Origin of the sequence: Ruegeria atlantica (genome assembly GCF_947495585.1) — a bacterium.
GTDB lineage: Bacteria > Pseudomonadota > Alphaproteobacteria > Rhodobacterales > Rhodobacteraceae > Ruegeria > Ruegeria atlantica_G.
Map to the genome: position 1 here is coordinate 24,578 of NZ_CANLZK010000013.1, position 23,636 is coordinate 48,213.

Genomic DNA, 23,636 nt, shown 5'->3' on the forward strand with positions numbered 1-23,636 from the left:
TTGGCTATTGATCAGCCTTTAATCGACCAAAATGCTAAGAAACACCAGTGCAGGAAAAACAAATCTGCGGCACATACTGCCGCAGACATGGCTCGGGGTTATTCGTAAACGCGCTGATCCTCGATCACCAACCCGTCCTTCGGCAGTGATCCGGGGGTTACGACCTCGATTGCGCCTTTCAGTTTCAGCACCTCGACTACGGATTTGGCATAGGCCATGTCGTCGCCTCCCGCGCTTTCGATCTGGACGGTCATCGTGTCCATCTCACCCTGGCGGGCGGCGATGACCCGGGCTTTGACGATTTCCTCGTGCTTATCGACCAATGCCGCCACCTGTTCAGGGCGCACAAACATGCCCTTGATCTTGGTGGTCTGGTCCGCACGACCCATCCATCCCTTGATCCGCAGATTGGTCCGCCCACAAGGCGACACGCCCGGCATGATCGCGGACAGATCACCAGTGGCAAAGCGGATCAGCGGGTAATCAGGGTTTAGAGAAGTTACCACAACCTCACCGACCTCACCCGGCTCTACCGGTGTTCCGGTGCCAGGCGTGACAATCTCGACAATGACATGTTCGTCGAGGATCATCCCTTCCATCGCGGCACTTTCATAGGCGATGCTGCCCAGATCAGCCGTGGCATAGCATTGCAGGCAGGAAATACCCCGATCAGCATAGTCCTGACGCAAAGATGGGAACAGCGCGCCGCCGCCCACAACAGCCTTCGAGAAGTTCAGGGCCACGCCCATCTCATCTGCCTTGTCCAGAATGACCTTCAGATAATCCGGCGTGCCCGCATAAGAGGTGCAGCCCACATCACGCGCCGCGGTCACCTGCAATTCGGTCTGGCCGGTACCCGCTGGCAGCACAGCGGCTCCTACCGCGCGTGCGCCGCTTTCAAAAATCATACCCGCTGGCGTCAGGTGATAGCCGAAACAGTTCTGAACGATATCCCCGGGCCCAACTCCGGCGGCGTTCAGGAAACGCCCCATGCGCCACCAATCATGATCCGTGCTGCCGGGTTCGTAGATCGGGCCGGGGGACTGGAACACATGATGGAAATGCCGCGCTGGCTTGACGGTAAACCCGCCGAATGGCGGACGCGACGCCTGTGCTTGCGCCAGATCGGATTTCCGCAATACCGGCAGTTTCACCAGATCGTCGGCTGAAATCACCGCGCTGGTATCCGCATCCGCCAGATGCGCCGCGAAGCCCGGAGCGGACAGGGCGCGGTCAATCTGAGTACGCAGCGCCTGCGCCTGATCGGCGGAGCGTTCATCGGCTGATCGGGTTTCGAGAGCGTCGTAGTAGGTCATCGCCAGATCCTCCATTCGCTTACAACCACCTCTTGCGGCGGCGGTAAGACCGCACGTCACGGAAGCTTTTGCGGCCTTCGTCGGACATGCCCAGATAGAACTCTTTCACGTCTGGGTTTTCGCGCAAATCTGCTGCCGGACCGTCCATCACGACGCGCCCGGATTCCAGAATATAGCCGTAATGGGCAAACCTTAGAGCCACATTGGTGTTCTGTTCGGCCAACAGGAAAGAAACACCTTCTTTCTCGTTCAGGTCCTTCACGATACCGAAAATCTCTTCAACCAGCTGCGGCGCAAGTCCCATCGAGGGTTCGTCCAGCAGGATCGTTTCGGGTCGGGACATCAAAGCCCGACCCATTGCAACCATCTGTTGCTCACCACCCGAAGTGTAGCCTGCCTGCGACCGGCGCCGTTCTTTCAGACGGGGAAAATATGTGTAGACCAGTTCAAGGTCCTGCTGGATGGCGGCCTTGCCATCCTTGCGGGTATAGGCGCCCGTCAGCAAGTTTTCCTCAACCGTCAGGTGTTCGAAACAATGGCGGCCTTCCATCACCTGGATGACGCCTTTTTCCACCAGATCGGCGGGATCGCTTTCATGCACGCTGGTGCCGCGATATTCGATCGTTCCCTTGGTGACTTCACCGCGCTCGGAATGCAGCAGGTTCGACACAGCCTTGAGCGTCGTCGTTTTTCCTGCGCCATTGCCGCCCAGCAGGGCCGTGATACCGCCCTTGGGCACAGTCAGGCTGACGCCTTTCAGAACGAGGATCACGTGATTGTAGATCACCTCGATATTGTTGACCTCAAGCAGGGTTTCCGGCTTGGTATCAGTGGTTTGTGCCGCATCCAGCATCTGCGCGTGTCCTTAAGCGAGTGTGGGGTTCGGGACGGCGGTCTGCCGCCGCCCCGGGTTGTTCAAAGCGCTATATCAGCAACGCCCTTCAATGTTGTTTTCTGCTGCATAAGCCGCAGAATCTTCATCGATCAGCGCGCCGATCACTTCACCATCGGTCTGCTTGAAGTCCGAGATCAGCGTCCAAGTCTTGTTTGCTGCATCCCACTGCGTCACACCCACAAGGGCGTCACCGCCATGGTTTTCGCATGAGACCGAGAAGGTCGGACCAAAGTTCGCCAGGCCCAGTTCGGCCATCTTCTCTTCTGTCATCTCCAGTGCTTCCATACCGGCACGCATCTCAGACGGGGTAATTTCCGCATTGCCCGAGATTTCCTGGGCTTTCTTGATGGCTTCGGCAGCCAGAACAGCCGCATAGAGACCACGGTTATACAGAACCGTGCCAACCTGATCACCCGCGCCTGCAGCCTTACCTGCATCGACAACGTGTTTCTGCAGATCGTCAAAGACCGGGAAGTCCGTGCCAACGTTGTGGAAAGTCAATGCTTTGTACCCATTGGCAGCTTCGCCCGCTGGCAGCACGTCGTTTTCAGAACCGGACCACCAGATGCCGATGAAGTTTTCCATCGGGAACCGGATGTTGGCGGCCTCTTGCACGGCAACCTGGTTCATAACCCCCCAGCCCCACATCAGGACATAGTCGGGACGATCACGGCGGATTTGCAGCCACTGCGACTTCTGTTCCTGACCCGGGTGATCGACCGGCAGGGCGACCAGTTCAAAGCCGTGCTTTTTTGACAGCTCTTCCAGCGTACGGATCGGTTCCTTACCATAGGCAGAGTTGTGGTAGACCAGCGCGATTTTCTTGCCGCTCAGGTCACCGCCGTTTTCCTCAAGCAGGTAATTGACCGCGCCCGAGGCCCCGTCCCAGTAGTTGGCTGGATAGTTGAAGGTATGGCTGAACACGTCGCCGTTCTTGGCCGAGGTCCGGCCATAACCCATCGTGTGCAGCGGAATGTCGTCTGCGGTGACCTTTGGGATCAGCTGATAGGTGATGCCAGTCGACAGCGGTTGATACACCAAAGCGCCTTCGCCCTTGGTGGCTTCATAGCATTCCACACCTTTTTCTGTGTTGTAGCCGGTTTCGCATTCGACCATCCGGATCGGAACACCGCCGATGCCGCCATCGCGCTCGTTCAGCAGGGTGAAATAGTCGTTATAGCCATCCGAGAACGGAATGCCGCCAGCGGCGTAAGGCCCGGTACGATAGCTCAGATCGGGGATCACAAGATCCGCCAGAGCGGGTCCTGCAGCCATCAGGGCGCTTAGCGCCGCGGTTGCCAGTTTCAATTTCATCGGGTGTCTCCTCCCTTGGTTAGTCCGATGTTGCATTCAGGCTTGTTCCGCCCGTTTTTTCATTGGGCCGATCCCTTAGTGTGGGAACGGCCATAGTCTGAGTTTCTCTTTCGCCACACGCCACAGCTGCGCCAGCCCGTGCGGTTCCAGGATCAGGAACATGATGATCAGCGCGCCGACGATCACCAGCTGCAAGTGTGCCACGATATCCGTGGGCCAGCCCAGAACGTCGACGCCCACCACTTTCAGGACCACCGGCAGCAGAACAAGGAAAGCGGCACCGGCGAACGATCCGAAAATAGACCCTAACCCGCCGATAATGATCATGAACAGGACCAGGAACGATTTCTGGATGCCAAAGACTTCGCCAACCTCGACCGCGCCAAGATAGACTGCAAAGAACAGCGCGCCCGCGATGCCGATGAAGAACGAGCTGACGGCAAAGGCGCTCATCTTGGCCTTTAGCGGGTTCACCCCGATGATCTCGGCTGCGATGTCCATATCGCGGATCGCCATCCATGTCCGGCCCGTGGTGCCGCGCGTCAGATTGCGTGCGATCAGGGCGCTGACGGCCAGGAAGATCAGGCAGAACAGATAGGTGGCCCAGGCAGGGGCATTCGGACCGGTGATGATGATGCCAAACACATCCCGTTCCGGCGCATTGATCTGACCCGAGGCCGAATAGTTGTAAAACCAGGGCACCCGGTTAAAGAGCCACACAAGGAAGAACTGCGCCGCTAGCGTGGCCACCGCCAGATAAAACCCCTTGATCCGCAGACTTGGCAGGCCGAACAGCACACCGACAATGGCCGTTATGCCGCCAGCCAGAATGACATGGATGAACATGCTGACATCAGGGAATGAAGTCATCAGCTTGTAGCAGGCATAGGCGCCCACAGCCATGAAACCACCGGTACCCAAGGATACCTGCCCGCAATAGCCCACAAGGATGTTCAACCCGATTGCCGCAATGGCATAAATCAAAAAGGGCAATAACAGCGCGTTGGCCCAGTAGTCATTGATGACGAAGGGAATTATCCCGAAAGCCACCGCCAGAACCACATAATACCGATACCGGTCGAACTTGATCGGAAAGGTCTGGCTGTCATCTGTGTAGGAGGTTTTGAAATCCCCGGCCTCACGATAAAACATGTCTTACTTTCCCCATTCTTCCTGCGCCCGGTTGCGGGCCTCGGCGTCCAGCTGCCTGGAGCCTTTTGCATATCCGCTCGCCTCTGAGGCGCGCACAAGTTTCATGTAGGCCAAGATGCCCATGGCGAGCCCGGCAAAAGCCAGAATTGCTGCAATCACCAACTGGCCTTCGGTCAAATCGTCCGAAGTGAGCGCGATGTAGCCAAAAGCCCAGAACCCGGCCCATGCGATCACGTTGATGATGGCGATCAGCTTGGTCATGCCGCTAGACCCTCTCGATGATCTTCTCACCGAACAGACCTTGCGGCCGGAACACGAGGAAGATCAGCGCCAGTACGTACGCAAACCAGTTTTCGGTCGCTCCGCCGACCAGCGGGCCGATGGCAAATTCGAACAGTTTTTCGCCCACACCGATGATCAGTCCGCCGACGATGGCACCAGGGATCGAGGTGAACCCGCCCAGCATCAGTACCGGCAGCGCCTTGAGCGCAATCAGTGACAGTGAGAACTGCACGCCCGACTTGGTACCCCACATGATGCCTGCAACCAGCGCGACAAAACCCGCAACCGACCACACCATGATCCAGATGAAGTTCAGCGAGATGCCGACCGACAGAGCCGCCTGGTGGTCATCCGCCACGGCGCGCATCGCTCGGCCCTGCTTGGTGTACTGGCTGAACGCGACCAGTGCGGTCACCAGCAGCGCGGCTATCACCGTCGCTACAAGGTCCAGATTGTCGATAAAGAAGCCGTAGCCAAAAATGTTGAACGTGGTCTCATCGATCCACAAGTTGATACCCTGCGGCAGGCCGACATCCAATGTCTTGATCTCGGATCCCCACATCAGGTCAGCCACGCCCTCAAGGAAATAGGCCAGGCCGATGGTCGCCATGAACAGGATGATTGGCTCTTGCCCGACCAGATGCCGCATCACAAAGCGCTGCACCGCCCAGGCCAGCAGAACCATGACACCCATCGTCAGGATAATCGCCACAAACGCAGGTACATTCCATCCGAACTTGTGGATATGCGTCCCGAAAGTCGCGTTGATGAGATGGGCAAACGGGACCTGCCCGTTCATGATCCCGACCAGCGTCATGGCGGCAAACAGGGCCATAACCCCTTGAGCATAATTGAAAATTCCGGACGCCTTGTAGATCAACACAAAGCCCAGCGCGACCAGAGCGTACAGCACACCGGCCATAAGACCGTTGAGGAAAACCTCCATCGCGAAAATCAGCTGATCAGGCATGTGCGCCCCCTCTCATGTCTGTCAGTTGCTCAGTCATGGCTCACCCCCAGATAGGCGTCGATGACTTCCTGATTGCTGCGCACCTCGTCCGGGGTACCGTCGCCGATCTTTTTGCCATAATCCATCACGACCACACGGTCGCTCAGGTCCATCACCACGCCCATGTCATGCTCGATCAGCGCGATGGTGGTGCCAAACTCGTCATTCACGTCGAGGATAAAGCGGCTCATGTCCTCTTTCTCTTCAACGTTCATGCCGGCCATTGGTTCGTCCAGCAGCAACAGCTTAGGCTCGGCCGCCAAAGCGCGGGCTAACTCGACCCGCTTTTTCAACCCGTAAGGCAGGCGGGAAACCGGCGTCTTGCGGATGTGCTGAATTTCGAGAAAGTCGATGATTTTCTCGACCGCTTCGCGGTTTTCAACCTCTTCCGCCTCAGCCTTGCCCTTCCACATGGCCTGCTGAAAGAGGTTGGTTTTCATATAGTTCAGCCGCCCGGTCATGACGTTGTCCAGCACGCTCATGCCTTCGAAAAGGGCAATGTTCTGGAACGTCCTAGCAATACCTTGCCGCGCAACTTCATAAGGGCGCATCTGCGGACGCTTGGCCCCATGGAACCAGACCTCGCCCTCCTGCGGGATATAGAACCCCGAAATCACGTTCAGCATCGAGGATTTACCGGCGCCGTTCGGACCGATGATGGCGCGGATCTCGCCTTCACGAATGTCGAATGAGATATCCTTGATCGCCACCACACCGCCAAAACGCAGGGTGATGTTCTTCATCTCCATCACCACGCCGCCGATCTTGCGGCCATCTTCGGTGACATATCCTTCGGAGTTATCCAGCATCAGTCACTCCCTGACTTGCGGAAAAACGGGACGGTGGGCGGGGCGATGACCACAGGTCGAGCGACGCATGACCGGCCCTCATTCCGCCGCCACCTTGTGCTGAGCAACCGGAACGACCGGTGCATCGATAATCTCAAGCGTTGCGCTGATCGACCCCTTTCGACCGTCCTCATAAGTCACTTCGGTCGTGGTCGAGACCTGCTTGGACCCGTCATAAAGCGCGTCGATGATGTCACTGAACTTGTCCTCGACAAATCCGCGTCGCACCTTCCGCGTACGGGTCATCTCACCGTCATCCGCGTCCAGTTCTTTGTGCAGAACCACAAAGCGATGCACCTGACATCCCGACAACATCTCATCAGCGGCTACAGACTTATTCACCTCTTCGACATGGCTACGAATCGTCTCTAATACACGGGGATTCGCTGTTAGTTCCTGATAGGATGCATAGGCCACGTTGTTGCGTTCTGCCCAGTTCCCAACAGCCGTCAGGTCGATATTGATAAACGCGACGCAGCGGTCTTTGCCGTTTCCGAACAGGACAACCTCGAGGATATCGGGATAGAATTTCAGCTTGTTCTCGACGTATTTCGGCGCAAACATCGACCCGTCGGCCATTTTGCCGACGTCCTTGGCGCGGTCGATGATCCGCAGATGGCCCGAACTTTCCTCGATGAACCCCGCATCCCCAGTGGCCACCCAGCCTTCCGCATCTTTGGTCGATGCCGTGGAATCTGGGTTGTTGTAATACTCGACAAAAACACCGGGTGAGCGGTAGTGGATCTCACCCTTGTCGTCGATCTTCAGTTCGACATCCGGGGCAGGCACACCAACGGTGTCGGCGCGCACCTCACCATCCGGCTGAACGGTGATGAAAACCGTCGCTTCGGTCTGACCGTAAAGTTGTTTCAGGTTGATGCCGAGCGAGCGGTAGAAATCAAAAATCTCCGGCCCGATCGCCTCACCCGCCGTATAGCCAACGCGAAAGCGGCCATAACCCAGTGTATCCTTGAGCGGGCCATAGACCAGCAGGTTGCCCAGCGCGTATTTCACGCGGTCGCCAAAACTCACCGGCTTGCCGTCCAGCAGCAGGCCACCCACTTTCTTGGCATGCGCCATGAAGTAGTGGAACATCCGCTGCTTCAGTTTACCTGCGTCCTCCATCCGGATCATTACGTTGGTCAGCTGGGTTTCAAAAACGCGTGGCGGAGCGAAGAAATAAGTCGGCCCAATCTCGCGCAGATCGGTCATCATCGTGTCGGCGCTTTCAGGGCAGTTCACGCAGAAGCCGCACCAATAGGCCTGACCGATGGAAAAGATGAAATCGCCAACCCAAGCCATCGGCAGGTAAGACAAGATGTCTTCGTTCCGGTTTAAATGATCGAACTCGGCGGAGTTCTTGGCGCTTTCGATCACATTCCGGTTCGACAGCACCACGCCTTTGGGTTTGCCCGTGGTGCCCGACGTATACAACATGACGCAGGTGCCGTCGTATTCGATCTCGGCAATCCGACGATCCAATTCCGCGTCAAAGCGCGCGTGCCCGGCACTGCCCTCGGCCATCAGATCGTCCAGCGCGTTCATCTGGGAGTGATCGTATTTCCGCATCCCCCGTTTGTCGGTGTAGAGGATGTGTTTGACCTGATGCAGGTTCTCCTGAATCTCGATGACCTTGTCGACCTGCTCCTGATCACCGCAGACGACGTATTTTGCGCCGCAATGATCCAGCACATAGGCCATCTCTTCGGCGACTGCGTCCTGATAAAGCGGCACCGGCACGGCACCCACCATCTGAGCCGCAACCATCGACCAGTAGTGCGCCGGACGATTGCGCCCGATCACTGCGATGTGGTCGCCTTTTTCAACGCCAAGTTCCAGAAAGCCCAGGGCAATCGCACGGATTTCCCTGGCCGTTTCAGCCCAGGTCCAGCATTGCCAGATTCCGAATTCCTTTTCCCGGTAGGCCGGGGCGTCCCCGAACTGGGTCGCATTGCGGTGTAGCAGCGCCGGAAGAGAGTGCATCCCTTCAGCGCCCGACTGCGTCTGAGCCAATCTCTTTCTCCTCCCCATCCGACCCCTCCTCCGGGCCGGAAATGGCAAACCCGAGGATCAACCCCGGACGCCAACGCCCCGATAAGGGACGCAGGAAAGATCAGCGTCAACTTTTTCCTGATGTTTTCTCAATTCTTACGAATTGTAACAGGGTCAGCAGAGATTTGGATGCGCGGAATTCGGTTAGTTTGCAATCTCTTTCAGCCCCATGAAGTTCTATTCCGATGGGTCACAAATTGTCGTGACTTCGCCGCTCGAAGATTTTGTTGTCATAGGAATAGCACAATGCTTGGAGTTCAGCTGGATCAAAAGCAGCGCTGCTCCCAATGTCAGCGCGAACGACCCAAAGAAAAACACAGTGTTTTTTAATAGAGTGCTTCGCGCATGGTTGTTACCTCGGTGGCGCAAAACCCGAAACATCGACAGAAATCCACCCGTAAATACTTGGTCCAAAGGTTGCTCAGTGACGGTTTGGTTCGTTGCAGAAATCAAGCTTGCGAATGAAGCGAGAAACTTGATGAAACAATAAAATGTCACGAACATCCCGACCAACACCGCAGCCAGAAGAGCGTAAATTACTGTAGTCACTTCAACTAACCTTCCAATTCCAAAAACCGATTCAAAAGGTCTTTGCCTACAACCAATCCCGCAAAATCGGGATCAACGGCACATCCGCCGCAGGCATCGGGTAATTGCGCAGGTCTTTCGCGCGCACCCATTTCAGCGCTTGCCCCTCGTTCGACTGCGGAATGCCCTCCCATTTGCGACAAGCAAACAGCGGCATAAGCAGGTGGAAATCATCATAGCTATGGCTGGCAAAGGTCAGCGGGGCGAGGCATGAGGCCCAGGTGTCGATGCCCAATTCCTCATGCAATTCGCGGATCAGGGCAGCCTCGGGGGTTTCGCCGGGTTCGATTTTGCCACCGGGGAATTCCCAGAGACCGGCCATAGATTTACCCTCGGGTCGTTGGGCCAGTAGCACCCGGCCCTCGATATCGATCAGGGCGACAGCGGACACCAGTAAGGTCTTCACGAGCGATAATCCGCGTTGATTTCGATATAGCCGTGGGTCAGGTCGCAGGTCCAAACGGTGGACTTGCCTTCGCCCAGTCCCAGATCGACCGCGATCACAAGGTCTTGACCTTTCATATAGGCGGCGGCGTCATCCTCACGGTAGTCCGGGCTGACCCAGCCCTTTTCGGCAACCAGAATATCGCCGAAGGAAATACTCAGCAGGTCGCGGTCAGCGGCGGCACCGGATTTACCGATCGCCATGACGATCCGGCCCCAGTTCGGGTCTTCACCAGCAATGGCCGTTTTCACCAGCGGTGAGTTGGCGATGGCCAGCCCATGCACCCTGGCGTCCGCATCCGACGCGGCGCCGGTCACGCGGATTTCCACGAATTTCGTAGCACCTTCGCCGTCACGCACGACCTGTTGCGCCAAGTCAAGCATCACGCCCTCCAACGCCTCGGCAAACGCCGAATTGCCGGTTGCGTCCACGCCTGAGGCCCCGGTTGCGCAAAGCAACAAGCTGTCCGAGGTAGATGTGTCGCTGTCGACGGTAATACAGTTGAATGTCCGGTCGGTTTGGGCGCTCAGCATCGCCTGCAGGGCGGACTGTTCGACCTGTGCATCGGTAAAGATGTAGACCAGCATCGTCGCCATATCCGGCGCGATCATGCCTGACCCCTTGGCAATCCCTGCAATAGAGACTGTTTTTCCGTCAATCTCGACCTGCACACTGGACCCTTTTGGAAAGGTATCCGTGGTCATGATCGCCCGCGCTGCATCCTCGATCGCGTGTCGGCTAAGGCCCGCCTTCAACGCCTCAAGCTGTGCCACGATGCGGTCATGGGGCAGCGGCTCACCAATCACGCCGGTGGAAGAGGTGAAGACGCGTTCGACTGCAACGCCGGTCGCTGTGGACACAGCTTGCGTGACCTCGGCCACCGAGGTCTGGCCATAGTGACCGGTAAAGGCATTGGCATTGCCCGAATTCACCAAAATCGCCGCTGGCCCATCGCTGGACCCGCCGATCTTGTCCTGACAGTCCAGCACGGGGGCAGCGCGGGTGGCCGATCGAGTGAACACACCGGCTACAGATGTGCCCGGATCCAGAACCGCCAACATTACGTCGGTGCGGCCCTGATAACGCACGCCAGCCTCGACGGTGGCAAAACGCACACCGTCAATGGCAGGCAAATCGGGAAAACCCGCTGGCGCGAGCGGCGAAACCTTGGTGATCGCGGCCACTGGGGTTACTCCTGAATCAGATCGATCTGACGGATGACTTCGGGGCCAACACCGTCCAAAGCAGGACGTTCGATCTGCGACTGCTGCGTCAACTCGTCGATCTTGGCTTGAATCGCGTCCTGCTGAAGGGACTGGGCCAGCTGTTCACGTACGGCATCAAGCCCTGGCGCTTCGGATTTGCGTGTGTCGTTGAGAATGATCAGGTGCCAGCCGAACTGTGTTTGCACCGGGTCCGAGACCTGACCCTTTTCCAACGCAACAACGGCGTTTTCGAATTCCGGCACCATCTGGCCCTTGCCAAACCATCCCAATGACCCGCCGTTCGGGCCCGATGGGCCGGTCGACTTTTCCTTGGCCATCTCGGCAAAGTCGCCGCCGTCATCCAGCAGGGTTTTGATTTCCTTGGCTTCTTCTTCGGTGGCTACAAGAATATGGCTGGCGTCGAACTCATCTTCGCCTTCGAAGTTGCCGAATTCCGCATCATAGGCTACCTGAATTGACTCTTCGGTCACGACATCGCCCAGCAACGCATTTACTGTCTGCACCGCCCGCATGGACCGGCCTTCGTTTTCCAGTCCCAACTGGTTCAGCCGGTTCAGATCGTCCTGCTGCTGCGCCAGCAATTGCTGCTGGATCAATTGCTCGATGACGAATTCGTACAGAACATCATCTTCGACCTCAGAGTAATTCGGCGGCAGCGCCGCGACAGATGCAATAACGTGACCCAGTGTGATTTCATCCCCGTTCACATTGGCGACAACCGTATCCGCGTCCGGCTTGGTTTCAGCGGCAAGCGGCATCGCCATCACGGCAGCCAGAGCCAGCGATGGCAGAAAAGTGAGGCCTTTGGGCATGGAATCATCCTATTTCTTTGCCGCGACGGGGCGTGGCGTTGACACTCTGGGACCTGCCGCTTACATCGCTTTGAAGCCTTGGACAGGGCCGCCTTTCATCCCCCGTATCTATGGGTTGCAAGCAAGGTGGGCAAGCCTGTCGCAACCAAGACAAGAACAGATCCGCTGGAGTGAACATGCTGGGACTCGGAACGCTCGCCAAAAAGGTGTTCGGAACACCGAACGACCGCAAGATCAAGGCGACCCGCCCGCTGGTCGAAAAGATCAATGCGCTGGAACCTGAGTTCGAAAAGCTGTCCGATGAGGGCCTGATCGAAAAGACCGCCGAACTGCGCAAACGCGCACTTGATGGTGAGGCGCTGGACGACTTGCTGCCAGAAGCCTTTGCCAACGTTCGCGAAGGTGCCAGACGCGCGCTGGGTCTGCGCGCCTTTGACGTACAGCTGATGGGCGGCGCGTTCCTGCATCAGGGCAATATCTCGGAAATGAAAACGGGTGAGGGCAAGACGTTGGTTGCCACTTTCCCCGCCTATCTGAACGCACTGACCGGCAAGGGCGTGCACGTCGTTACGGTAAACGAGTACCTGGCCAAGCGTGACGCCGAATGGATGGGCAAGGTGTTTGGTGCCCTTGGCATGACCACCGGTGTGATTTGGTCTGGTCAGCCGGACGCCGAGAAAAAAGCCGCCTACGCCTGTGACGTCACCTATGCCACCAACAACGAGTTGGGCTTTGATTATCTGCGCGATAATATGAAGGCGGAACTGGATCAGATTTACCAAAAGTACCACAATTTCGCGATTGTGGACGAGGTCGACTCGATCCTGATCGACGAGGCGCGGACGCCGCTGATCATCTCGGGCCCATCCGAGGACCGCTCGGACCTGTACACCGCAATCGACGCCCTGATCCCGTCGCTGCAGGACGACCATTTCTCGTTGGACGAAAAGTCCCGGAACGTGACCTTTACGGATGAGGGAAACGAATTCCTGGAACAACAGCTGAACGCCAACGGTCTGATCCCGGAAGGCCATACTTTGTATGATCCGGAAAGCACCACAGTCGTGCACCACGTCAACCAGGGTCTGCGCGCACACAAGCTGTTTACACGTGACAAAGACTATATCGTCCGTGACGGCAACGTCATTCTGATCGACGAATTCACTGGCCGGATGATGCCAGGTCGCCGCCTGTCCGAAGGCCTGCATCAAGCCATCGAAGCCAAGGAAGGCGTGCAGATTCAGCCTGAAAACGTGACACTGGCCAGTGTGACCTTCCAGAACTACTTCCGCCTGTATGACAAGCTGGGCGGCATGACCGGCACCGCGCTGACCGAGGCCGAAGAATTCGCCGAAATCTACGGTCTGGGCGTGGTCGAGGTTCCGACCAACAGGCCGATTGCCCGTCTTGACGAAGACGATCAGGTCTATCGCACTGCCGATGAGAAATACGGCGCGATGATCAATGAGACCAAAGAAGCGCAGGAAAAGGGCCAGCCGGTTCTTTTGGGCACAACCTCGATCGAGAAATCCGAACTGCTAAGCCAGCTGCTGCAAAGGGAAGGCATCGAACATAACGTTCTGAACGCCCGCCAGCACGAGCAAGAGGCACAGATCGTGGCCGATGCCGGCCGGTATGGTGCGGTGACCATTGCCACCAACATGGCTGGCCGCGGCACCGACATTCAGCTGGGCGGCAATGTCGAGATGAATGTGCTGCAGGCGCTGGCCGAAAACCCCGAGGCCGATCCTGCCGAGCTACGCGCGAAGGAAGAGGCCCGCCACGCCGAAGAAAAGGAAAAGGTTCTGGCGGCCGGTGGTCTTTATGTCATGGCATCTGAACGTCACGAAAGCCGTCGGATCGACAACCAGCTGCGCGGTCGTTCGGGCCGTCAGGGTGACCCGGGCCGCACCGTGTTCTACCTGAGCCTCGAAGACGACCTGATGCGCATCTTCGGATCAGAGCGGCTGGACAAGGTTCTGACCACGCTGGGCATGAAAGAAGGCGAGGCTATTGTTCATCCTTGGGTGAACAAGTCGCTGGAACGCGCACAGTCCAAGGTCGAAGGTCGCAACTTTGACATGCGCAAAAACGTTCTGAAATTCGACGACGTGATGAACGACCAGCGTAAAGTGGTGTTCAGCCAGCGGCGCGAGATCATGTCGACCGATGACTTGTCCGAGATCGTCTCGGACATGCGCGAACAGGTGATCGACGATCTGATCGACGAACACATGCCGCCAAAAACCTATGCCGATCAGTGGGACACCGACGGCCTGCACGAGGCGATCAAGGAAAAGCTGACCATCGATGCGCCCGTACAGGACTGGGCCGCCGAGGAAGGCGTCGATGATGAGCAGGTGCGCGAGCGTCTGGTAAATGCTGCCGATGAGATGATGGCGCAAAAGGCGGCGGCCTTCGGTCCCGAAAATATGCGCAACATCGAAAAGCAGGTTCTGCTGCAGACGATCGACAGTAAATGGCGCGAGCACTTGCTGACGCTGGAACATTTGCGCTCGGTCGTTGGATTCCGCGGTTACGCCCAGCGCGACCCGCTGAACGAATACAAGAACGAGAGCTTCCAGTTGTTTGAATCCATGCTCGACAGTCTGCGCGAAACCGTGACTCAGCAATTGTCGCGCGTCCGTCCGCTGACCGAAGAGGAACAGCGCGAGATGCTGGCACAGATGCAGGCACAGCAAGCACAGGCACAACAGGCGGTGGATCAAGCTACCGACAAGGCCGAAGCACTGGCCGAAGCCCAGGCTTCAGGCGATGCACGCCCTGGCTTTGTCGAAGACGATCCCTCGACTTGGGGGAACCCGTCGCGCAACGATCTCTGCCCATGTGGATCGGGCAAGAAATTCAAACATTGCCACGGTCGGCTGACCTGACGTCACCTTGATCAAAACACATTGAGTCCGTTTCACGGCCACATATTGGCCGTGATTCAACTTCAGGATGCGACTCGCTCCTTCAACTGGGGAGGGTGTTTTGTTTGTAATAAAGAATTACGTAACCACTGGCGGCACCGTCGCTTGTGCCTTAGCCATTGGTTACCTGATGCAAAATGGATCGCCAGCGCAATCGGATGGCGCGCAGGTTCCTGAACCTGTGATTGCCGCCAATCAGTCCTCGGTGATTGCCGGGCTGGAAGGAATTGTTCTGACCTCCTCGCTTCCGGCCGCTGATGCAACCACCGACATCAAGACATCGCGGCGCGCCCTGCAGCCCACCCGATCGACCCCCTCTGATCAGGAAAGCTGCACTCTCAGTGCCCGCGCCAAAGCTGTTCCCGGCGCTGCGGCGCGCCTGACCGTCAAAGCCCCCTGCCACGGCAATGAACGGATCGAAATCCATCACAGCGGACTAACAGTTACCCAACGAACGGACAAAAACGGCGCTTTGGATCTGACGATCCCGGCCCTGTCGGAATATGCGATCTTTCTGATCTCGGTAGATGATCAGACCGGGACCGTAGCCACCACTCACATCCCCGACCTGGCCAACTACAACCGCATCGCCCTGCAATGGCAGGGTGAGACAGACCTGCAGATCCATGCGCTGGAATTTGGGGCCAGCTATGGCACAACGGGACATGTATCTTCGGACCCTGACGCGAAAGGTGCGGGCAAAGTCGTGCATTTAGGCCAACAGGCATTCGGAGACGCGCAGAATATCGAAATCTATTCTTTCCCTGCAGGCGAAGCCAGTCAGACCGGTTCGATCGAATTGACGGTCGAAGCTGAAGTGACCAAAGCAAATTGCGGCCGGGATTTGGCCGTTCAATCGCTCGAGCTGCGTGGCGATCGCCGCCTGCGGTCGCGCGATTTGACGCTGCCCATGCCGGATTGCGCACAAACCGGTGATTTTCTGGTGTTGAATAATCTGCTCCAAGACCTGACAATCGCGGCAAATTAAACCGCAGGCAGGCTCGACTTTCTTATGACATTTTTTCGTGTGGCAATGGCTACACTAATTTCGGTGACTCTGGCGTCCTATGTGCACGCACAGGATATCACGCTGACCTCGCAAGACGGCAAGGTCGAGGTCACCGGCAACCTGCTGAGCTTTGATGGCGAGTTCTATCGCGTGGATACGCAGTTCGGTGAGCTGACCGTGGATGGGTCGGGTGTGACCTGCGAAGGACCCGCCTGCCCCAACCTTACGGATTTCGTGGCCGAGGTTCGGTTCTCTGGTTCCTCCGTCATGGCGGAAAAGGTACTGCCGGCCCTGATCGTTGGTTTCGCCCAGCAAGAGGGGATGTCGGCGACGCCGCAGCGTTTGGATTCGGGCGCATTCACCTATGAGCTTCACCAGACCGGGCGCGATGCTCCTTTGGGACGGTTCTATTTCGCCCCCAACAACACAGGTAGCGGCTTTGCGGATCTGATCGCCGATGAGACCGATATCGTCATGGCACTGCGTGAAATTCGCCCATCGGAACAGGAGGCTGCGCAGACCGCTGGTCTGGGTGATCTGGCAGATGCAAGGCGTTCCCGGGTCATCGCGCTGGACGCGCTGGTCCCAATCGTGGCCCGGGAAAACCCGGCGCGGCAAATTTCACCCGCAGAACTGATGAGCGTGTTTTCCGGCGAGATCCAAAACTGGTCTGAATTAGGAGGACCCGATGCGCCCGTTTCCCTGCACTTACCAGACGCCGGTTCAGGTTTGGCGCAAGGGGTTGAGGATCGGTTGCTGGCCCCCGCTCAATCCACGCTGGCCGAAGGAATCGTTCGTCACACCCGTAGTAGCGATCTGGTTCGCGCTGTCACTGACGACCCCTTTGCCATCGGTATCGCCAGCCATGCCGAGGTCGGGCCTGCCCGGGGCCTGCCTTTGACCGGCGGTTGCGGTCACGCGCTGACCGCCACGCGGCAATCCATCAAGACCGAAGACTATCCGCTGACATCGCCGATGTTCCTGTATCTGCCGGAAATCCGCCTGCCCCGCATCGCACGGCAATTCCTGGCCTATTCGCAAAGCGCCGAGGCACAGATGGCGATCCGCGATGCCGGATTTGTGGATCAAGAACCCGAAACCATGCGGATCGGGTTGCAAGGGGATCGTCTGGCCAACGCAGTGGTTTCAGGTGGTGCCGAGGTCGGGTTGGAAGAGTTGCAGCGCATGATCGACACGCTGCGCCCGCAATCGCGCCTGTCGCTGTCGTTCCGGTTCGAGGCAGGTTCCTCAAGACCCGATGCGCAGTCACGCTCAAACATCCGGCAATTGGCCCATGCCCTTGAAACCGGAGCCATCGACGCGCGCAAACTGACCTTTGTCGGTTTCAGTGATGGTGACGGCGCGGCCTCATCCAATGCCAGAATCGCATTGCTGCGGGCAAAAACCGTGCGCAACGCGGTGCTATCGGCGGTAGAAACAGCCATTCCGGATAGCGTCGAGATCGCCGTGGACGCATTTGGCGAGGCGATGCCTATGGCCTGTGATGACACGGACTGGGGTCGCAAAGTCAATCGTAGGGTCGAGGTCTGGGTTCAGTAACCCTTACAAATAGCCCTCGGACCGAAAGCTCAACTCATTCGATTTGCCAATAATCAGATGGTCATGCAGCGTCAGGCCCAGCGCGACGCAGGCATCCTGAATTCGGTTGGTCATATCGATATCCGATTGCGAAGGTGTCGGATCGCCCGATGGGTGATTGTGTACCAAGATTAGCGCCGAGGCATTCAGCTCCAGCGCGCGTTTGGCTACCTCACGCGGATAGACGGGAACGTGGTCGACAGTGCCTTTGGCCTGTTCTTCATCCGCGATAAGTACGTTCTTGCGGTCAAGGTAGAACACGCGAAACTGCTCAGTCTCGCGATGGGCCATCGTCGTATGGCAATAATCCAGCAATGCGTCCCAGCCTGATACGACGTGCCGTTGCATGACCCGCGCGCGGGTCATCCGATGTGCACACGCCTCAAGGATTTTCAGGTCAGTGATCACCGTATCGCCTACGCCTTTGATTTGCCGCAGCCGTTCTTCGGGTGCGGTCAGCACGCGGTTAAAGTCGCCAAACGTATCCATCAGCGCACGGGCCAGGGGTTTGACATCCTGCCGGGGGATCGAGCGGAACAGGGCAAGTTCCAACAATTCGTAATCCGGCATTGCCGCCGACCCACCAGACATGAACCGTTCGCGCAAACGTTTGCGGTGATCTTTGATATACGACGGCAAGCGACCAGACGGCAGCGGTTGCACCGGGGCTTCGTCGGTTTCAAACAGCATCGGGGCTTCGGCAAAGGCGTCCTGAGTCATGGGACCACCGTGCCGCAGAATCGGTTTCTGAATAGTTAACGCGTCTCACCCGCAATGCCTGCAGTTGCCCGTCGGACAACCATGTGCAACAGGATCGAAAACACCCCCAACGTCAGCATCGCCGCAAACATCAAATCGGTTTTGGCCCGCCCATTGGCCAGCAGCATCAGGTACCCCAATCCTTGCGACGACCCGACCCATTCGCCGATCACCGCTCCGATCGGGGCATAGACGGCCGCCAGCCGCATGCCCGAAGCCAATGAGGGCAAAGCTGCGGGGATACGAATGTGCCACAACACGGCGCGCCGGCTGGCCTGCATCGTCCGCGCAAGATCAAGATATCCGGGCGGCGTGCGCATCAACCCGTCGAAAAAGGAAGAGGTGATCGGGAAATAGATGATTAGCACTGCCATTGCGACCTTGGACCAAAGACCATAGCCCAGCCAAAGGGTCAGCAACGGAGCCAGAGCAAAGACCGGCAGCGCCTGCGTAAACACCAGCATTGGCTGCACCAGCACCCGCGCGGCGCGGGAATTGGCCAATTGCAGCGCGGTAACGACCCCCAATACCGTCCCGCAGGCCAGGCCGATTATGACCTCAACGGCCGTGACCCATGTGTGTTCAGCGATGATCCAGCGGTTTTGCCACCAGGTCTCGGCCACCAAAGCCGGGCCGGGAAGAATGAATTTCGGCAGGCCGATCAGGGAAACGATCCCCTGCCAGATCGCCAGCGCAAATAGCGTCGCAGCTAGAGCTGACAACAATTTCATGCCGTTTCCTCACGAAGCATACGCAGTAAGGCGCCCTGCGTCTCGAGCGTTTCCAGATCATCGACGCTGCGTGGGGCTGGTGCATGCGGGGGTTGGCAGGGCGTTATGCCATTCTGCGTCATGACCACGATGGATTGACCTAACCGGGCAGCCTCGCCCGGATCATGGGTGACCAGCAGAACAGTTCGGCCCTGTAAGGCTTCGGCCGCAAGGTCCTGCATATCCGCGCGGGTGCGGGCGTCGAGGGCCGAAAACGGCTCATCCAACAAAACGATGGGCCGATCTTCCATCAACGTGCGAGCCAAGGCCACGCGTTGACGTTGCCCACCGGAGAGTTCGCCGGGCTTCCTGGTCATATGATCCTGCAGGCGCATCCGTTCGATCAGCTGATCACAGCGGCGCAAATCTGGCTTTTCTCCGCGCAACCGCGCACCCAGCAGGACGTTCTGCGCCACAGTCGCCCAAGGCAACAACAGATCGTCCTGCGCCATGTAGGCTACCCGCTCCCGCACAGATTGCCCGTCACTGGCGGTAATCTGACCGGTGAACTCTGCGCCAGTGTCCAAGCCAGCAATCAGGCGCAGAATGGTGGTTTTGCCGACCCCCGATCCACCCAGCAGACACGTCCACCGCCCTGCTGCAAGCGTCAGGGTCAACGGCGCGAACAATAACGCGTCGCCAATTGCAGCCGAACCACGAACGGTCAGATAGGGGGCTGGGGTCATGGGGTCAGGCCCATTTGCCAGAAATTGACCTCTAACTCGGTCGCGGTACGGAAGGTGTGGCACAGCCGGGTCCAACGCGGAGAGGCTTCGAAATCTGCTCCGATTCTCCGTGTTAGAGCCGAATCCAGCAATTCCCCAACCGCCACGCAGGCATCTTGGTAGTCATCGCTAGCATAGGTGGCGATCCAATCGCGATAGGTATCTGACGTCGCCTCAGCCGCTAGCCTTGTGCCGATCTCACCGTACCCCATCACACAAGGTGTAAGCGCCGCCAGCAGATCCAGCAAATCGCCGCTGTACCCGGCTTCAAGCACGAACCGCGTATAGGCGAGGTTCTCGGCACGTTCAGGCGTCGCAAACAGCTGGTCCTGTGGGATGCCTTCGGCCTCGCAGATCCCGATATGCAGCTTCATCTCTTCGCTGATCAGCCCGTTCACGGTGCGCGAGGCTGCCAACATTTCCGCATGTGTTTCCGATTTCACGACTGCCAGCGCCCAGGCGCGCGAGAAATGAATCAGGAACACGTAATCTTGCCGCAGATAGTGAAGAAACGCCGCGCGCGGTAAGGTGCCGTCCTTCATCCCTTCGACAAAGGCATGGCGGGTGTAATCCCGCCATGGCCCCTGCGCGTAATCGCGCATAAGCGCGAATGCTTTGCCATAGTCGCTCATTGCACGGTCACATCTACTGAGATGTCGCTGACCGGGTTGATGCTGTCGATCATGCCGCTGTCTTTGAGGAAAGCCTCGAAACGGGCATAGCGACCCGCATCAAAACCCGCCGGGCGCAGCGCGAAACGGGGCAGTGTATCAACCCATGCACGCGCGTTCAGCTCATCCTGCAATTCGGGCGAGGTGGCGGCGAAGATTTCCCAGCTTTTTTCTGGGTTGTTGACAATGAACTGGGTCGCCTTTTCGGTCGCAGCCAGGAAACGGGCGACCTTATCCGCATCCATCGTGTCGGGATTGGCGACATAGATCAGCTCATCATAAGACGGCACCCCTTCTTCCTCGATGTAGAAACAACGGCCCGCGACGCCTTCGATGTCCATCTGGTTCAACTCAAAGTTCCGGAAGGCACCGATCACCGCATCTACCTGTCCCGTCATCAGCGATGGCGACAGCGAGAAGTTGACGTTGACCATCTCAATATCGTCCAGCGCGACATCATGGGCGTTCAGCATGGCGCCCAGAACGGCCTCTTCAACGCCCGCGACCGAGAAGCCGATTTTTTTGCCCTTGAGGTCGGCGAGCGTTTTGATCGGACCGTCCTGTAGCACCAGCAGGCAGTTCAACGGCGTCGCGACCAAGGTGCCGACGCGCTTCAGCGGCAGGCCTTCATGGATTTGCAGGTGGAGTTGCGGCTGGTAGGACACCGCCAGATCAGCTTGCCCGGCGGCAACCAGACGCGGAGGGGCCGATGGGTCGGCGGGTGGTACAATCTCAATCTCCAGCCCCTCGTCGGCAAAGTATCCGTTCTCTTGCGCCACGATGATGGGCCCGTGGTCGGGGTTAACGAACCAGTCCAGCAGAACGGTCATCTTATCTTCGGCCCAGGCCGGCGCGGCGGCCAGCAGGGCAATTGCTGTCATCAGCTTTTTCATATCTCGCGTATCCTTTTCGTTCACGAGGTTGAGGCCGCAACGAGAACGATCTCGCCCGGCCAATCCAGTTGCAATTTTTCGGCAGCACGCCACGCACGCAAGCCCGTGGAACAGCAAAGTGCCAGCCTTTTTCGTTTGTTAGGCTCTTGTTTTACCAATTCAGAAGACCCGCGAAGCGCTTTGGGATGAATGGGTTCAGGGGCCTCATCCGGGCTGCGCAACTCGATGATCAGATCATCCGCGGTCAATTGGCAGACCGACACAAACGGGAAGTGATGGCTGGGCTCGGGCGCATCGTCAAAGCGGAACGTGCTGCTTCGCATCGTCCGGGCATCGAACTGAACAATCTGCCCGAGTGGCGAAGGGTCCAGCCTGAGAATAACGCTCAGCGTCATTTGCGCCTGCATTGCGCCAATCATTCCAACGACCGGACCCAACACTCCGGCGGTGGCACAGCTTGCACCGCTGACCGGCGCGTCGGGAAAAACCGCGCGCAAAGATGGAGCGCCGCCGCAGAAACCGCCAACATAGCCGGACAACCCCAGGACCGAGGCGCTTATCAGCGGTTTGCCCAGCGCGCGACACGTATCCGACAACGAATAGCTTGCAGCATAACTGTCTGCGCAATCGAGGATGACATCGGCTTGTGAGACAAAAAGTTGCGAATTTATGTTAGTTAGAGCCTGATTTTTCGTGGAGATCGTAATTTCAGAGTTTAAGGCCTGACACCGCTCAGCCGCGACTTCGGCTTTGGGGCGGCCACAGTCCCCCTCGGCAAACAAGGTCTGGCGATGGAGGTTCGAAAGGCCGACTTCATCGGGGTCTACGATGGTCAAATGTCCGACCCCGGCACCAGCCAGCAGAGGCAAAACCGGTGCTGCCAGCCCCCCGGCCCCCACCACAAGAACCCGAGCGTCGGACAGGCGGGCCTGTCCACGGGCGCCGACCTCCGGCAAGATCATCTGACGGGCGTATCGGCTCATCTGGTGACCTCGATCCACGCACGTACGCGGGCTTCTGGGTCTGAATTCAACGTGATGTCTGTCACGACTGAGACAATGTCCGCCCCGGCCTGCAACACCCCCGGCGCGCGCTCGACACTCATCCCGCCAATACCGACCAAAGGGACTTCCCCCACGCGCGCTTTCCATTCAGTGACACGCGGCAGGCCTTGTTGTTCCCATTTCATCTTTTTCAGGATCGTCGGGTAGACGGGACCAAGCGCGACATAGTCGGGGTTCATGGCCAGAACACGCTCAAGCTCGTCATCGTCATGGGTCGAGACACCCAGTTTCAGCCCTGCGCGACGGATCGCCTTCAGATCTGCGTCATCCAGATCCTCTTGTCCCAAATGAATCCAGTCGCAGCCTGCGTCGATGGCAACCCGCCAATAGTCATTCACCACCAGAACAGCGCCATGCGCACAGCACAGATCTCGCGAAACCGCGATCTGTTCGCGTACCATCGCATCCGGTTGGTCCTTGATCCGCAACTGCACCAGCTTCACGCCCAGAGGCAGCATCCGGCGCAGCCAGTCGGGATGATCAAAAATTGGGTAAAACCGGTCGAGGTTCATGACAAAAACGCCTTTCCAATAACGGGGGTCGAGGGTTCGGCCATATCGCGCGCTTCGATCGGATCGGCCTGATAGGCCAATCGCCCGGCCTCGATGGCCAGCTTCATCGCCTTGGCCATTGCGGCCGGATCACCTGCCCGCGCTACGGCGGTGTTCAGCAGAACGGCATCATACCCAAGCTCCATCGCATGTGCGGCGTGGCTGGGCAGGCCGATACCAGCGTCAATCACCAGTGGTATTTCGGGAAACTCAGCCCGCATTGCGCGCAAGGCGTATTCGTTGTTCAAACCACGGCCCGAGCCTATCGGAGCCCCCCAAGGCATCAGAACTTCACACCCTGCCGCCAAAAGGCGCTCACCCACGATCAGGTCGTCCGTGGTATAGGGAAACACCTCGAACCCGTCTTCGGTCAGAATGCGCGCGGCCTCGACCAGTTGGAACACGTCGGGCTGGAGGCTGTCGGTGTGCCCGATCAGTTCCAGCTTGATCCATTTGGTGTCAAACACCTCTCGCGCCATATGGGCCGTCGTCACAGCCTCTTTCACCGTATGGCAACCTGCTGTGTTGGGCAGGACAAGAACGCTCAGATCGCGGACCATCTGCCAGAAGGTTTGTCCTGCGCCTGCTTCGCGTCGCAAAGATACGGTGGCCACCCCGGCCCCGCTGTCCCGAAATGCCTGTTCCAAGAATGCAGGGCTTGGATATTGCGCGGTGCCCAGCATCAACGGGTTCGACAGAGGTGTGCCATAGAAGGTCTTCATC

Annotated in this window: 23 protein-coding genes; 4 read left to right on the forward strand and 19 right to left on the reverse strand. The window is 58.0% G+C overall.

Annotated elements, in window-relative coordinates; translation table 11 throughout:
• Nucleotides 1–98: 98 nt before the first annotated feature.
• From QMP16_RS18555 to QMP16_RS18590, 8 genes are all read right to left on the reverse strand, one after another.
• Entirely contained in the window at nt 99–1,316 is a 1,218-nt protein-coding gene (locus QMP16_RS18555; RefSeq protein WP_282153592.1) for a phenylacetate--CoA ligase family protein, read from the reverse strand.
• A 19-nt stretch (nt 1,317–1,335) separates the two neighbouring features.
• Complete coding sequence (locus QMP16_RS18560; protein ID WP_282119749.1) at nt 1,336–2,169, reverse strand: ABC transporter ATP-binding protein; 834 nt, start codon at nt 2,167–2,169, stop codon at nt 1,336–1,338.
• A gap of 75 nt (nt 2,170–2,244) precedes the next feature.
• On the reverse strand, nt 2,245–3,525 hold the full coding sequence (locus QMP16_RS18565) for an ABC transporter substrate-binding protein (protein ID WP_058275084.1): 1,281 nt from the start codon (nt 3,523–3,525) through the stop codon (nt 2,245–2,247).
• A 75-nt stretch (nt 3,526–3,600) separates the two neighbouring features.
• Nucleotides 3,601–4,677: a branched-chain amino acid ABC transporter permease gene (locus tag QMP16_RS18570; protein WP_058275085.1), complete on the reverse strand. Its 1,077-nt coding sequence runs from the start codon at nt 4,675–4,677 to the stop codon at nt 3,601–3,603.
• A gap of 3 nt (nt 4,678–4,680) precedes the next feature.
• On the reverse strand, nt 4,681–4,938 hold the full coding sequence (locus QMP16_RS18575) for a hypothetical protein (RefSeq protein WP_058275086.1): 258 nt from the start codon (nt 4,936–4,938) through the stop codon (nt 4,681–4,683).
• A 4-nt stretch (nt 4,939–4,942) separates the two neighbouring features.
• Nucleotides 4,943–5,929, reverse strand: coding sequence for a branched-chain amino acid ABC transporter permease (locus tag QMP16_RS18580; RefSeq protein WP_058279216.1), 987 nt, complete (start codon nt 5,927–5,929; stop codon nt 4,943–4,945).
• Between the two features lie 29 nt (nt 5,930–5,958).
• Nucleotides 5,959–6,777 (reverse strand): ABC transporter ATP-binding protein, encoded by an 819-nt coding sequence (locus QMP16_RS18585; RefSeq protein WP_058275088.1) that lies wholly within the window; start codon nt 6,775–6,777, stop codon nt 5,959–5,961.
• Between the two features lie 78 nt (nt 6,778–6,855).
• Complete coding sequence (locus QMP16_RS18590; RefSeq protein ID WP_282153676.1) at nt 6,856–8,799, reverse strand: AMP-binding protein; 1,944 nt, start codon at nt 8,797–8,799, stop codon at nt 6,856–6,858.
• 238 nt (nt 8,800–9,037) lie between these two features.
• Here QMP16_RS18590 and QMP16_RS18595 point away from each other — a divergent pair, with 238 nt between their 5' ends.
• On the forward strand, nt 9,038–9,358 hold the full coding sequence (locus QMP16_RS18595; protein ID WP_282153593.1) for a hypothetical protein: 321 nt from the start codon (nt 9,038–9,040) through the stop codon (nt 9,356–9,358).
• A 105-nt stretch (nt 9,359–9,463) separates the two neighbouring features.
• Here the strand turns inward: QMP16_RS18595 and mutT are convergent, their stop codons facing one another.
• The 3 genes from mutT to QMP16_RS18610 are packed head-to-tail and all read right to left on the reverse strand — an operon-like array spanning nt 9,464 to nt 11,939.
• Nucleotides 9,464–9,862, reverse strand: a complete 399-nt coding sequence (mutT, locus tag QMP16_RS18600) for an 8-oxo-dGTP diphosphatase MutT (protein ID WP_282153594.1) — start codon at nt 9,860–9,862, stop codon at nt 9,464–9,466.
• Entirely contained in the window at nt 9,859–11,085 is a 1,227-nt protein-coding gene (argJ, locus tag QMP16_RS18605) for a bifunctional glutamate N-acetyltransferase/amino-acid acetyltransferase ArgJ (RefSeq protein WP_282153595.1), read from the reverse strand. Before argJ ends, mutT begins: the two co-directional genes overlap by 4 nt.
• Nucleotides 11,086–11,090: 5 nt before the next feature.
• Nucleotides 11,091–11,939, reverse strand: coding sequence for a peptidylprolyl isomerase (locus QMP16_RS18610; protein ID WP_282153596.1), 849 nt, complete (start codon nt 11,937–11,939; stop codon nt 11,091–11,093).
• 176 nt (nt 11,940–12,115) lie between these two features.
• Here QMP16_RS18610 and secA point away from each other — a divergent pair, with 176 nt between their 5' ends.
• The 3 genes from secA to QMP16_RS18625 all read left to right on the forward strand — a co-directional run bounded on the left by secA (nt 12,116) and on the right by QMP16_RS18625 (nt 17,441).
• A complete protein-coding gene (gene secA, locus QMP16_RS18615) occupies nt 12,116–14,833 on the forward strand; it encodes a preprotein translocase subunit SecA (protein WP_282153597.1) in 2,718 nt (905 codons plus the stop codon).
• A gap of 100 nt (nt 14,834–14,933) precedes the next feature.
• Nucleotides 14,934–15,860: a hypothetical protein gene (locus QMP16_RS18620; RefSeq protein ID WP_282153598.1), complete on the forward strand. Its 927-nt coding sequence runs from the start codon at nt 14,934–14,936 to the stop codon at nt 15,858–15,860.
• 24 nt (nt 15,861–15,884) lie between these two features.
• Nucleotides 15,885–17,441 (forward strand): phosphate ABC transporter substrate-binding/OmpA family protein, encoded by a 1,557-nt coding sequence (locus tag QMP16_RS18625; RefSeq protein ID WP_432653418.1) that lies wholly within the window; start codon nt 15,885–15,887, stop codon nt 17,439–17,441.
• 3 nt (nt 17,442–17,444) lie between these two features.
• Here the strand turns inward: QMP16_RS18625 and radC are convergent, their stop codons facing one another.
• The 8 genes from radC to QMP16_RS18665 are packed head-to-tail and all read right to left on the reverse strand — an operon-like array spanning nt 17,445 to nt 23,635.
• On the reverse strand, nt 17,445–18,200 hold the full coding sequence (radC, locus tag QMP16_RS18630; protein ID WP_282119755.1) for a RadC family protein: 756 nt from the start codon (nt 18,198–18,200) through the stop codon (nt 17,445–17,447).
• Between the two features lie 35 nt (nt 18,201–18,235).
• Nucleotides 18,236–18,970, reverse strand: a complete 735-nt coding sequence (locus tag QMP16_RS18635) for an ABC transporter permease (protein ID WP_282153600.1) — start codon at nt 18,968–18,970, stop codon at nt 18,236–18,238.
• Nucleotides 18,967–19,695 (reverse strand): ABC transporter ATP-binding protein, encoded by a 729-nt coding sequence (locus QMP16_RS18640; protein ID WP_282153601.1) that lies wholly within the window; start codon nt 19,693–19,695, stop codon nt 18,967–18,969. The genes QMP16_RS18635 and QMP16_RS18640 overlap by 4 nt, the downstream gene beginning before the upstream one ends.
• Nucleotides 19,692–20,366 carry a thiaminase II gene (gene tenA / locus QMP16_RS18645; protein ID WP_282153602.1) on the reverse strand — a complete coding sequence of 225 codons (675 nt, stop codon included), beginning with the start codon at nt 20,364–20,366 and terminating at the stop codon, nt 19,692–19,694. Before tenA ends, QMP16_RS18640 begins: the two co-directional genes overlap by 4 nt.
• Nucleotides 20,363–21,298 carry an ABC transporter substrate-binding protein gene (locus QMP16_RS18650; RefSeq protein ID WP_282153603.1) on the reverse strand — a complete coding sequence of 312 codons (936 nt, stop codon included), beginning with the start codon at nt 21,296–21,298 and terminating at the stop codon, nt 20,363–20,365. Before QMP16_RS18650 ends, tenA begins: the two co-directional genes overlap by 4 nt.
• Nucleotides 21,299–21,318: 20 nt before the next feature.
• Nucleotides 21,319–22,281, reverse strand: a complete 963-nt coding sequence (locus tag QMP16_RS18655) for a HesA/MoeB/ThiF family protein (RefSeq protein ID WP_282153604.1) — start codon at nt 22,279–22,281, stop codon at nt 21,319–21,321.
• Entirely contained in the window at nt 22,278–22,874 is a 597-nt protein-coding gene (locus tag QMP16_RS18660) for a thiamine phosphate synthase (RefSeq protein WP_282153605.1), read from the reverse strand. Before QMP16_RS18660 ends, QMP16_RS18655 begins: the two co-directional genes overlap by 4 nt.
• Nucleotides 22,871–23,635, reverse strand: coding sequence for a thiazole synthase (locus QMP16_RS18665; protein ID WP_282153606.1), 765 nt, complete (start codon nt 23,633–23,635; stop codon nt 22,871–22,873). Before QMP16_RS18665 ends, QMP16_RS18660 begins: the two co-directional genes overlap by 4 nt.
• Nucleotide 23,636: the final 1 nt, after the last annotated feature.

What these genes read in the sequence shown, in the direction of transcription:
- QMP16_RS18555 (WP_282153592.1), bottom strand. Translation starts at nt 1,316, where the DNA reads ATGACCTACTACGACGCTCTCGAAACCCGATCAGCCGATGAACGCTCC.
- QMP16_RS18560 (WP_282119749.1), bottom strand. Translation starts at nt 2,169, where the DNA reads ATGCTGGATGCGGCACAAACCACTGATACCAAGCCGGAAACCCTGCTT.
- QMP16_RS18565 (WP_058275084.1), bottom strand. Translation starts at nt 3,525, where the DNA reads ATGAAATTGAAACTGGCAACCGCGGCGCTAAGCGCCCTGATGGCTGCA.
- QMP16_RS18570 (WP_058275085.1), bottom strand. Translation starts at nt 4,677, where the DNA reads ATGTTTTATCGTGAGGCCGGGGATTTCAAAACCTCCTACACAGATGAC.
- QMP16_RS18575 (WP_058275086.1), bottom strand. Translation starts at nt 4,938, where the DNA reads ATGACCAAGCTGATCGCCATCATCAACGTGATCGCATGGGCCGGGTTC.
- QMP16_RS18580 (WP_058279216.1), bottom strand. Translation starts at nt 5,929, where the DNA reads ATGCCTGATCAGCTGATTTTCGCGATGGAGGTTTTCCTCAACGGTCTT.
- QMP16_RS18585 (WP_058275088.1), bottom strand. Translation starts at nt 6,777, where the DNA reads ATGCTGGATAACTCCGAAGGATATGTCACCGAAGATGGCCGCAAGATC.
- QMP16_RS18590 (WP_282153676.1), bottom strand. Translation starts at nt 8,799, where the DNA reads ATGCACTCTCTTCCGGCGCTGCTACACCGCAATGCGACCCAGTTCGGG.
- QMP16_RS18595 (WP_282153593.1), top strand. Translation starts at nt 9,038, where the DNA reads ATGAAGTTCTATTCCGATGGGTCACAAATTGTCGTGACTTCGCCGCTC.
- QMP16_RS18610 (WP_282153596.1), bottom strand. Translation starts at nt 11,939, where the DNA reads ATGCCCAAAGGCCTCACTTTTCTGCCATCGCTGGCTCTGGCTGCCGTG.
- secA (WP_282153597.1), top strand. Translation starts at nt 12,116, where the DNA reads ATGCTGGGACTCGGAACGCTCGCCAAAAAGGTGTTCGGAACACCGAAC.
- QMP16_RS18625 (WP_432653418.1), top strand. Translation starts at nt 15,885, where the DNA reads ATGACATTTTTTCGTGTGGCAATGGCTACACTAATTTCGGTGACTCTG.
- radC (WP_282119755.1), bottom strand. Translation starts at nt 18,200, where the DNA reads ATGACTCAGGACGCCTTTGCCGAAGCCCCGATGCTGTTTGAAACCGAC.
- QMP16_RS18635 (WP_282153600.1), bottom strand. Translation starts at nt 18,970, where the DNA reads ATGAAATTGTTGTCAGCTCTAGCTGCGACGCTATTTGCGCTGGCGATC.
- QMP16_RS18640 (WP_282153601.1), bottom strand. Translation starts at nt 19,695, where the DNA reads ATGACCCCAGCCCCCTATCTGACCGTTCGTGGTTCGGCTGCAATTGGC.
- tenA (WP_282153602.1), bottom strand. Translation starts at nt 20,366, where the DNA reads ATGAGCGACTATGGCAAAGCATTCGCGCTTATGCGCGATTACGCGCAG.
- QMP16_RS18650 (WP_282153603.1), bottom strand. Translation starts at nt 21,298, where the DNA reads ATGAAAAAGCTGATGACAGCAATTGCCCTGCTGGCCGCCGCGCCGGCC.
- QMP16_RS18655 (WP_282153604.1), bottom strand. Translation starts at nt 22,281, where the DNA reads ATGAGCCGATACGCCCGTCAGATGATCTTGCCGGAGGTCGGCGCCCGT.
- QMP16_RS18660 (WP_282153605.1), bottom strand. Translation starts at nt 22,874, where the DNA reads ATGAACCTCGACCGGTTTTACCCAATTTTTGATCATCCCGACTGGCTG.
- QMP16_RS18665 (WP_282153606.1), bottom strand. Translation starts at nt 23,635, where the DNA reads ATGAAGACCTTCTATGGCACACCTCTGTCGAACCCGTTGATGCTGGGC.